This window comes from Chromatiales bacterium (genome assembly GCA_014762505.1).
In the GTDB taxonomy this organism is placed as follows: Bacteria; Pseudomonadota; Gammaproteobacteria; order SpSt-1174; family SpSt-1174; genus SpSt-1174.
Map to the genome: position 1 here is coordinate 21,199 of JABURS010000023.1, position 10,710 is coordinate 31,908.

At 64.6% G+C, this 10,710-nt stretch carries 10 protein-coding genes; 9 read left to right on the top strand and 1 reads right to left on the bottom strand.

What is annotated here, in order from left to right; genetic code table 11:
* The first annotated feature begins 1 nt into the window (after position 1).
* The 9 genes from HUJ28_02300 (at position 2) to zapD (ending at position 9,854) form a co-directional block, all read left to right on the top strand.
* A complete protein-coding gene (locus tag HUJ28_02300) occupies positions 2 to 1,609 on the top strand; it encodes a PAS domain-containing protein (protein ID MBD3618290.1) in 1,608 nt (535 codons plus the stop codon).
* Complete coding sequence (locus tag HUJ28_02305) at positions 1,606 to 2,997, top strand: sigma-54-dependent Fis family transcriptional regulator (protein MBD3618291.1); 1,392 nt, start codon at positions 1,606 to 1,608, stop codon at positions 2,995 to 2,997. The genes HUJ28_02300 and HUJ28_02305 overlap by 4 nt, the downstream gene beginning before the upstream one ends.
* Positions 2,998 to 3,319: 322 nt before the next feature.
* Entirely contained in the window at positions 3,320 to 3,781 is a 462-nt protein-coding gene (locus HUJ28_02310) for a pilin (protein ID MBD3618292.1), read from the top strand.
* Between the two features lie 239 nt (positions 3,782 to 4,020).
* Positions 4,021 to 4,419, top strand: coding sequence for a pilin (locus HUJ28_02315; GenBank protein MBD3618293.1), 399 nt, complete (start codon positions 4,021 to 4,023; stop codon positions 4,417 to 4,419).
* 152 nt (positions 4,420 to 4,571) lie between these two features.
* Positions 4,572 to 6,284, top strand: a complete 1,713-nt coding sequence (gene pilB / locus HUJ28_02320; GenBank protein ID MBD3618294.1) for a type IV-A pilus assembly ATPase PilB — start codon at positions 4,572 to 4,574, stop codon at positions 6,282 to 6,284.
* A 3-nt stretch (positions 6,285 to 6,287) separates the two neighbouring features.
* Positions 6,288 to 7,511 (top strand): type II secretion system F family protein, encoded by a 1,224-nt coding sequence (locus HUJ28_02325; protein MBD3618295.1) that lies wholly within the window; start codon positions 6,288 to 6,290, stop codon positions 7,509 to 7,511.
* Between the two features lie 3 nt (positions 7,512 to 7,514).
* Positions 7,515 to 8,405, top strand: a complete 891-nt coding sequence (locus HUJ28_02330; protein MBD3618296.1) for a prepilin peptidase — start codon at positions 7,515 to 7,517, stop codon at positions 8,403 to 8,405.
* A 7-nt stretch (positions 8,406 to 8,412) separates the two neighbouring features.
* A complete protein-coding gene (locus HUJ28_02335; GenBank protein MBD3618297.1) occupies positions 8,413 to 9,024 on the top strand; it encodes a dephospho-CoA kinase in 612 nt (203 codons plus the stop codon).
* 59 nt (positions 9,025 to 9,083) lie between these two features.
* On the top strand, positions 9,084 to 9,854 hold the full coding sequence (gene zapD / locus HUJ28_02340) for a cell division protein ZapD (protein ID MBD3618298.1): 771 nt from the start codon (positions 9,084 to 9,086) through the stop codon (positions 9,852 to 9,854).
* Between the two features lie 304 nt (positions 9,855 to 10,158).
* Here zapD and HUJ28_02345 read toward each other — a convergent pair whose 3' ends face one another.
* A complete protein-coding gene (locus HUJ28_02345; GenBank protein ID MBD3618299.1) occupies positions 10,159 to 10,647 on the bottom strand; it encodes a hypothetical protein in 489 nt (162 codons plus the stop codon).
* Positions 10,648 to 10,710 lie beyond the last annotated feature (63 nt).

Consider the following 10,710-nt stretch of genomic DNA (forward strand, 5'->3'; position numbering starts at 1 on the left):
CATGCCCGCCTGGATCGATCTCGACACCGACCGCCAGGGATGGCGCTCCCTGCGCCTGTTCAACCTCTACCGCCTGCTGGTGGCGGTGCTGCTGCTCGGGCTGTGGCTGCTGGAGATGAACCCGCGGGGGCCCGGGCGCTTCGATGCCGGGCTCTATCTCACCACCGATATCGTCTACACCGCACTGGCCCTGCTGGCCTTCGTCGCCGGCAGCCTGCGCTCGCCGCCCTTTTTGATCCAGATCCTGGCACTGGTCGCCATCGACATCGTCTGCATCGTGCTCCTGATGCATGCCAGTGGCGGCATCACCAGCGGGCTGGGCATGCTACTCATCCCGGTGATCGCCGCCGCCAGCCTGCTGGTGCCGGGCCGGCTGGCGGCCCTGTTTGCCGCGCTGGCCTCCATCGCCCTGCTCGCCGACCAGGGGATCTCGCACTGGTTCGACCCGAAATACGCCGGCAGCTACACCCAGACCGGCCTGCTCGGCCTGATCCTGTTCTTCACCGCCATCATCGCCATGATCCTGGCACGTCGCGCCGAGGAGAGCGCCGCCCTGGCCACGCGGCGCGGCGTCGACCTGGCCGACCTCACCGCGCTCAACGAACACATCCTCGAGCGCATGCAGTCCGGCATGCTGGTGGTGGACGACGACGGCAACATCCGTTCCATCAACGAGGCCGCCTGGCAGCTGCTCGGCAACCCGGCCCACGGCAACCCCTACCTGCTGCGACGCCTCTCCCCTGCGCTCTGCGACGCCCTGAACGACTGGCTCAGGACCCGGCGCGCCGGCCCGGTGCGCCTGCAGCCGGACCTGGCCAGCGGGCGGGAGATCCAGGCCCGCTTCACCCGCCTCGAGCTCACGGCCCAGCCGGCCACCCTCATCGCCCTGGAAAACGCCGCCGACATCAACCGCCAGCTGCAGGACGAGAAGCTGCTCTCGCTGGGCCGGCTCACGGCCAACATCGCCCACGAGATCCGCAACCCCCTGGGGGCCATCAGCCACGCCGCCCAGCTGCTGGACGAGTCCGAGGCCCTGGACCCGGCCGATGCCCGCCTGGCGCGCATCATCCACGACCAGTCCCACCGGGTGAACGAGATCATCCAGGACGTGCTGCGCCTGTCGCGGCGCGAACCGGCCCGCCCCGTGCCCATCGCACTGCAATCCTGGCTTGCGGCCTTCGCCGAGGAATTCGTCACCAGCAAGGGGCTGGCGGCAGGACAGCTGCGCATCACCGTCAGCCCGCCCCAGGCCGAGGTGATGTTCGATCGCGGCCAGCTGCACCAGCTGCTGTGGAATCTCTGCAGCAATGCCGTCAAGTACGGCACGGCCGAGGGCGAGGAACCCCGTGTCGAGATCAATGCCGGCCAGTCCGAGCACCTCGGGCGCGCCTATCTCGACGTCATCGATCACGGCCCGGGCATCCCCGCCGAGATCCGCCCCCAGCTGTTCGAGCCCTTCTTCACCACCAGCGCCCAGGGCACCGGGCTCGGCCTCTACATCGCGCGCGAACTCTGCGAAAATAACCAGTCACGGATCGAATACCTGCCGGTGCCCAGCGGGGGCAGCTGCTTTCGCATCCTGTTCGATGGAGCCCGCGACCAGACATGACCATTCAGCACATCCTCATCGTCGACGACGAGCCGGACATCCGCGAACTGTTCGAGATCACGCTGGGCCGCATGGGCCACGACACGCGCTCGGCCGCCAGCCTGCACGAGGCACGCGAGCTGCTGGACAGCCGGGACTTCGACCTCTGCCTGACCGACATGCGCCTGCCGGACGGCAACGGCATCGAGCTCGTCAGCCACATCCAGGCCACCCGCCCCGAACTGCCCGTGGCCGTGATCACCGCCTTCGGCAGCATGGACACGGCCATCGAGGCCCTCAAGGCCGGCGCCTTCGACTTCGTCTCCAAGCCCGTGGACCTCAAGATGCTGCGCGACCTGGTCAGCAGTGCGCTGCGGCTGTCACGCACGGACGAGCCGGCCATCGAGCGCCCGGCAGCACCGGGCGACCAGACAGGTGGCGATTGCGAACTGCTGGGCGACTCGGCCTGCATGCGCCAGCTCAAGGGCACCATCGGCAAGCTCGCCCGCAGCCAGGCCCCGGTCTACATCCGCGGCGAGTCCGGCAGCGGCAAGGAACTCGTCGCCCGCCAGATCCATCAGCACGGACCCCGCGCCCAGGCCCCCTTCGTCCCGGTGAACTGCGGCGCGATACCCGCCGAGCTGATGGAGAGCGAGTTCTTCGGCCACCTCAAGGGCAGCTTCACCGGCGCCACCGCCGACAAGAACGGCCTGTTCCAGGCGGCCGATGGCGGCACCCTGTTCCTCGACGAGGTCGCCGAGCTGCCCATGCACATGCAGGTCAAGCTGCTGCGCGCCATCCAGGAGCGCGCCATCAAGCCGGTGGGCGCCGCCCGCGAGGTGCCGGTGGACGTGCGCATCCTCAGCGCCACCCACAAGGACCTGGCCGAGGAGGTCCGCGAGGGCCGCTTCCGGCAGGACCTCTACTACCGCCTCAACGTCATCCAGCTCGACGTGCCGCCCCTGCGCGAGCGCATCGACGACCTGCCCCGGCTGGCCGACCACTTCCTCGCCCGCCTGGCCGACCGCTGGGGTACCGACACCCCGGCGCTCAGCAGCGCCGCCCGCGAGGCCCTCATGCACTACCCCTTCCCGGGCAACGTGCGCGAACTGGAGAACATCCTCGAGCGGGCCGCCACGCTGTGCGAGGGCGCGGCCATCGGCGTCGACGACCTGCAACTGGGCGAGACCGGCCTGTTCACCGAGGCCGGCCCGAACGCCCCCGCCGCCACCGACACCACGCCGAAGAACGAGCGCACCGACCTCAACCAGCTCCTCGGGCACACCGAGAAGGAGGCCATCATCGAGGCCCTGGAGAGGACCCGCTGGAACCGCACCCAGGCCGCCAAGCTGCTCGGGCTCACCCTGCGCCAGCTGCGCTACCGGCTGAAGAAGCTGGGCGTGGAATGATCGAACAACGACAACAGGACAGTTTGTGTCACAGGTTGACACAAACTGTCCGACCATCTGTGTCAACCGCTCCCAGCAGAGCCCCTTCATTCCGGACCAGACAACCGCTCACCCCCGCCGAGCGACCGCTGAATCCCTCCAGGCTGAAACTTCCAAACTTGGCACGGAACCTGAATACAGACTGACAGCTGCGCAGGAAGGCCACTCGCGACCTGCGACAACTTCGGCGCGGCAGGCACGGGTTCACATTATCGACGTATCTGCCGTGCTAGAGTCACACCGCCAACGGTTTACTTACGTGAAACACTCAGGAGTCACAACCATGAAAAAGCAACAGGGCTTTACCCTTATCGAACTCATGATCGTGGTCGCGATCATCGGTATTCTGGCTGCCATCGCCATCCCGCAGTATCAGGACTACATCGCTCGCGCGCAGGTCAATCGTGTGATGGCGGAAGCCGGCGCGGTCAGGACCTCCGTGGAGGACTGCATCCTCAATGGCCGTCTTGTTATTGGCACGGCTGCAGGCCAGTGTGATCCGGGCGCGACCGGCTCCAACCTCCTCACTGGCGCCTCCCAGACCGGCATCGCCCTGCCGGCTGGTACTGGCGTACCGCAGGTCACCGACCCGCTCACCGCGACCTCGACCATCGTGGCCACCTTCGGCAACAATGCGGCCGCGGCTCTTCAGGGCTCTACCCTGACCTGGACCCGCACTACCGATGGCACCTGGGCCTGCACCACCACTGTTCCGGCCAAGTATGTCCCGAACGGCTGTAGCTAAGCTTTAAGTAAGACAAGGCGCTGGGGGAAACCCAGCAAAAAAGCCCCCGTAGCAGCGGGGGCTTTTTTTTGCCTAGCTTTATGGGCTTACTCACAGAGAAACCCAAGATTAGGACTAAAACCCAATATTCTGAGAACCTTGTCACGAAACTTGCATAACCCTGACTGCGGAACCCCTCCGTGACGTCAGTGACGACCATATGAAAAACACATCTGCCGGATTTACCCCTCATAGAAATAATGATTGTGGTGGCGATCATTGGCATCTTGGCTGCCATGGCCATTCCGATATATCAGGGTCACGTCATACGCACGCAGGTCACACGGGTGTATGCTGAGCTGAGCAATCTACGAACACAGACGGAAGACCTGCTTTCTCAGGGCCGCCTGCCTGCTGATGCCAGCGACGAGCTGGGGTATTCGGCAAACAATCTACTATCTGCCGAACCGGCTGTAGATTTCTCTGCTGGAGACGGATCCGGGAGCATTATCGCGTCATTTGGCAACAACGCATCTTCAACAATCCATGGGGCCATCATGACCCTGTCGCGCTCCGCCAGCGGTAGCTGGGCTTGTACGCTGAATGCCGGCACGGCAAGCGGTTGGCACACAAAATACAGCCCTGCTGGCTGTGATTAGCTACCGCTGTATCAATCATATTGGAGCAGGCCGCATTGAAAGTGACCGTTTTGAAGAGAATTCAGTCAACTATCCATCATTTGAAAATTGACAAGTCAGCAAGGTCCGTTAACATGCTGTAATCACATAAAAATTAAACGGACACTCTCAGGATGGGCATCACCTCCGCGAACCCCAAGCTCTCCGGCCTCGCCCGCCGCCTCGTCCAGGACGGCCTGCTCGACGAGGCCAAGGCCCTGGCGGCGCAGGACGACGCGCAGAAGAAGCGCATCCCCCTGGTCGCCTATCTGGTCGAAAGCAAGAAGGTCGATGCCCGTGCCGTCGCCCAGGCCGGGTCGCTGGAATTCGGCATCCCCGTCTTCGACCTGACCGTGATCGACCACGAGGCCATCCCCAAGGACCTGCTCTCGGAAAAGCTGGTGCGCAAGCACCATGCCCTGCCGCTCATCAAACGGGGCAACCGGCTGTTCGTGGCCGTCTCGGACCCGATGAACATGCTGGCGCTGGACGAGATGAAGTTCAACACGGGTATCGCCACCGAGCCCGTCATCGTCCAGCACGACAAGCTCACCAAGCTCATCGAGGATGTCCTCTCCGCTGCCGACAGCTCCATGGAGGACCTGGAACTCGACGACGACCTCGACAACCTCGAGATCAACGCCGAGAAGGAAGACAAGGGGGATGTATCCGAGTCCGATGCCGACGACACGCCCATCGTGCGCTTCGTCAACAAGGTGCTGCTGGACGCCATCAATCGCAAGGCCTCGGACATCCACTTCGAACCCTACGAGAAGAAGTACCGGGTACGCTACCGTATCGATGGCGTGCTGCAGGAGGTCTCCAGCCCGCCGGTGAACCTGGCACCGCGCATCGCCGCCCGCGTCAAGGTCATGTCCCGCATGGACATCTCCGAGCGACGCATCCCGCAGGATGGCCGCATCAAGATGCAGCTGTCCAAGAACCGGGCCATCGACTTTCGCGTCAACACCCTGCCCACGCTCTGGGGCGAGAAGATCGTACTACGTATCCTCGACCCCACCAGCGCCCAGCTCGGCATCGACGTGCTGGGCTACGAGGAAGACCAGAAACAGCTCTACCTCGATGCCCTCTCCAAGCCCTACGGCATGATCCTCGTCACCGGCCCCACCGGCAGCGGAAAGACCGTCTCCCTCTATACCGGCCTCAACATCCTCAACACCCCGGACCGCAACATCTCCACCGCCGAGGACCCGGCCGAGATCAATCTCACCGGCATCAACCAGGTAAACGTGAACCCCAAGGTCGGCCTCACCTTCGCCAATGCCCTGCGCGCCTTCCTGCGCCAGGACCCGGACATCATCCTGGTGGGCGAGATCCGCGACCTGGAAACGGCCGAGATCGCCATCAAGGCGGCCCAGACCGGGCATCTGGTGCTCTCGACCCTGCATACCAACGACGCCCCGCAGACCCTGGCCCGCCTCATGAACATGGGGGTGCCGGCCTACAACATCGCCTCCGCCGTCTCGCTGATCATCGCCCAGCGCCTCGGCCGGCGCCTGTGCAACAGCTGCAAGGCGGTGGACGATGTGCCTCGCGAGGCCCTGCTGGAAGAGGGCTTCCGCGAGGACGAGCTGGGGAGCCTGACCATCTACAAGGCGGTAGGCTGTGACGAGTGCGCCAACGGCTACAAGGGCCGCGTGGGCATCTACCAGGTCATGCCGCTGTCCGAGGAGATGGGGCGCATCATCATGGAGGGTGGCAACGCCATCCAGCTCGCCGATCAGGCAAAAAAAGAAGGTATCCCCGATTTGCGAGAATCCGGCCTCAACAAGGTGCGGGCCGGCGTGACCAGCCTGGAAGAAATCAACCGCGTAACCAAGGACTAACCCATGGCCGCCAAAGCCGCAAAATCCGACAAGATGATCTTCGTCTGGGAAGGCACGGACAAGAAGGGATCGAAGATCAAGGGCGAGATGGAAGGCGCGAGCGACGCCATCATCAAGGCCGACCTGCGCCGCCAGGGCATCAATCCGCTCAAGGTACGCAAGAAACCCAAGCCCTTGCTTGGCGGAAAGAAGAAGATTACCTCCAAGGACATCGCGATCTTCTCCCGCCAGCTCGCCACCATGATGTCGGCCGGGGTACCGCTGGTACAGGCCTTCGAGATCGTCGGCCGCGGCCACGAGAACCCCAGCATGCAGGATATGATCCTGGCGATTAAGTCCGACCTCGAAGGCGGCACACCGCTGGCCGACGCGCTTGGCAAGCACCCGGCACAATTTGACTCGCTGTTCGTCAACCTGGTGCGGGCAGGCGAACAGGCCGGTGCACTCGAGACGCTGCTCGACAAGATCGCCACCTACAAGGAAAAGACCGAAGCCATCAAGGCCAAGATCAAGAAGGCCCTGATGTACCCGACCGCCGTGCTGATCGTTGCCTTTATCGTCACCACCATCCTGCTGCTCTTCGTGGTGCCACAGTTCGAGGAGCTCTTCAAGGGCTTTGGCGCCGACCTGCCGGCCTTCACCCAGTGGCTGATCGATATCTCCCGCTGGCTGCAAAGCTACTGGTATATCCTGTTTGGCGGTATCGGTATTGCCATCTTCGGCTTTATCGAGATCAACAAGCGTTCCGCCGAGTTTCGACGCAGGCGCGACATTGTCGCCCTCAAGATCCCTGTCATCGGTGACCTTCTACGCAAGTCTGCCATTGCTAGATTTGCCCGCACCCTGGCCACCATGTTTGCGGCTGGCGTACCGCTGGTCGAGGCCATGGACTCGGTTGCCGGGGCGACAGGCAACGCCCTCTACCAGGAAGCCACGCTGAAGATGCGCGACGATACCTCGTCGGGCACGCAGCTGCAGGCATCCATGCGCTCCACCAATCTGTTCCCCAACATGGTGGTACAGATGGTGGCGATTGGTGAGGAATCCGGTTCGCTCGAAGACATGCTGTCCAAGGTGGCCGACTTCTACGAGGAAGAAGTCGACAACATGGTGGACGGCCTCAGCAGCCTGCTCGAACCGCTCATCATGGCCATCCTGGGTGTACTCGTCGGTGGCCTGGTCGTGGGCATGTACCTGCCGATCTTCAAAATGGGCTCGGTCATCTAACCCATGCAGGAATTTTTCGCCTTTTACGAAGCCCACCCCGTGGGCTTCGTCGTTGTGGTCGGGCTGTTCGGCCTGCTCGTGGGCAGCTTTCTGAACGTCGTGGCCCTGCGCCTGCCGGTGATGCTGGAACGCGGCTGGCGGCAGGAATGCCGCGCGTGGCTGGCTGATGATGACACCGCCCCCACGGTCCCCGCCGAGGAGACCGAGCGCTTCAACCTCATCGTTCCGCGATCCCGGTGCCCGTCCTGCGGACACAGGATTACGGCACTCGAGAACATCCCCGTCATCAGCTGGCTGGTGCTGCGCGGCAAGTGTCGCGCCTGTGGCACACACATCTCCTTCCAGTACCCGGCCGTGGAACTCGCCGCCGCGGTGCTCGCCATGGTCGTCGCCTGGCACTTCGGCGTGACCTGGCAGACGCTGGCCGCCGTGGGACTCACCTGGACGCTGCTGGTGCTGAGCGTGATCGACATCCGCACCCAGCTGCTGCCGGACGTGATCACCCTGCCCCTGTTGTGGGCCGGCATCATCGTCAACTTCGGCAATCTCTTCACCGATCTCGAATCCGCCGTGCTCGGCGCGATCTTCGGCTACCTGATCCTGTGGGTCGTCTACCAGTTCTTCCGCCTGCTCACCGGCAAGGAGGGCATGGGCTTTGGCGACTTCAAGCTGCTGGCGGCCATCGGCGCCTGGCTGGGCTGGCAGTTCCTGCCGCTCGTGATCCTGCTTTCGGCCGTGGTCGGTGCAGCGGTAGGGCTATCGCTGATCGCCTTCCGCGGACGCGACCGCAACATCCCCATCCCCTTCGGCCCCTACCTGGCCGGCGGCGGCTGGATCGCGCTGCTCTGGGGCGAGGAGATCATGCGGGCCTATCTCGGCCCGACGGCCTTCTGATCCGCGCATGCTGCGCATCGGCCTCACCGGTGGCATCGGTTGCGGCAAGTCCACCGTCGCCGGGCTGTTCGCACGGCACCACGTCCCGGTCATCGACAGCGACCTCATCGCCCGCGAGGTGGTCGCCCCCGGGCAACCCGCGCTCGAGGAGATCGTGCAGACCTTCGGTCGCGAGATGCTGCAGGCCGACGGCCGTCTCGACCGGGCCGCGCTGCGCGAGGCCGTCTTTCATGACCGCGAGGCGCTCGACCGCCTGAACGCCATCGTGCACCCGCGGGTACGCGCGGCGATTGCCACGGGTCTCGGCCAGATCGACGCGGCCTATTGCATCGTCGTCGTGCCCCTGCTGATCGAGGCGGGCATGACCGATCTGGTGGACCGCATCCTGGTGGTCGACTGCGACCGCGACGTACAACTCGCCCGCATACTCGACCGGGACGGCATGACCCGCGAGCTGGCCGAAGCCATCCTGGCCAGCCAGGCGGACCGCGAGACCCGACTCGGGCAGGCCGACGACGTGATCGACAACAATGCCGACATCGCCGGACTCACGGCGCAGGTCGATGTGCTGGATCGTCGCTATCGCGGGCTGGCCGGCGCACGCGGCGGGGATGTGTGAGGCGGCAAGGCGTGCGAGAATAGCGCGCACGACCATCTGAGCAGAAGTCACGGCAGAACGTGAGCGACACCATCACCTACGAACAACCGCTGAACGAGCGCCTGCGCACCCTGCTGCGCCTGGAGGCGCTGATGGCGCGCTTCGACTATTGCCTGCCGCTCGACAGCCACTGGGACACGCACTGCGCCCTGGTGACGCTCATGGAGATCTTCCAGCTCTCCACCCGTGGCGACCTCAAGAGCGACCTGATGAAGGAACTGGACCGGCAGATCGCCAACCTCAGTCGCCTGAGCCGCGAGCCGGACGTGGACCAGACCCGCCTGGAAGGCATCATCGACCGCCAGCGCCAGCAGATCAAAAAACTGCACGACATGGCCGGACAGCTGGGCCGGCACCTGAAGGACAACGACTTCATCAACGCCCTGCGCCAGCGCACCTCCATCCCCGGCGGCACCTGCGACTTCGACCTGCCGGCCTACCACCACTGGCTGTCGCGCCCGGTGGCACGGCGCCGGGAACAGCTCGAACTCTGGATCACGCCGTTTCGCGAGGTGCAGGAGGCCATCGATCTGGTGCTCGGCCTCATCCGCGACAGCGCCACGCCGCGCCAGGAAGTGGCCAGGCAGGGCTTCTACCAGCAGAACCTCGAGCTCTCCCAGCCCTACCAGATCATCCGCGTGGAGCTGCCGGCCAACGTCACCTGGTTCCCGGAGATCAGCGCCGGCAAGCACCGCTTCACCATCCGCTTCCTCAGCCAGCCCGACCTCGACAACCGCGCCCGCCAGCAGCAGCAGGACATCGAGTTCCGCCTCGCCTGCTGCGCGCTCTGACCCTGCCGGCAAAGCACCATCGCCCAGATCAGGGTGATCGCCGAGAGGGCTCGGCTCCTACCACCTCCACCACCCGTCTCTCGTCTCCCGATCAACGTAGGAGGCCAGCCCCCTGGCCACGGGGTTGCACGATACGGCATGATCGTCGAGAGGGCTCGGCTGCTGACCCTGCCGGCACATGCGCAGAGCGCAGTGCCAGCTCATCCGCCATGCCGCCCGTTGATCGCGCCTTTCGGCGCTCCTACGACAGCTGGGTACTGGTAGGAGAGCCGAAAGGCGCGATCAACATCAAGCTGAAGACCACTCACCGGCCCTCGCGCGCAGCGGCCGCCTCGAAGGGCAGCGCGGTGACGTAGGCCACACCCGCCACCTCCAGGCGCAGGTACATCAGCCAGTCACTGCGCCCGGTCGCACAGACCGGCAGCATGGCCTCGCGGCTCCAGATATCCGCAGACTGGCGCACCAGCGCGTAGCGGTTCACGCCCATGTACATGTCCACCATCTGGAAATCGGCCGTGGCCGTATCGATCTCGAGGGAGCTATGGAGCTGAATCCGAAACGGCTGCAGTGGCACCGGCTCCTCGCTGAACTCCATGGTCAGCTGGCCGGACGGCAGGCTGAGGCGGCAGGGCGCACGATGCAGCTGACAGTCCGCCGGTGCGGGCAGCTCAACCACCGGCAGTGCCGAGAGCTGGCTGCCCATCCAGTGGCGCCCCCAGAGATAACCCAGCACGGCGACTGCCAGCAGCACGGCGATGATGCCCCAGCGGCCCTTGTCGAATCGCTTCTGCATCATGCCTCCTAGCAGGCTGTTGAAAAACCCAATCCACAAGCGGATCGGCGTCCGGTAAAATGC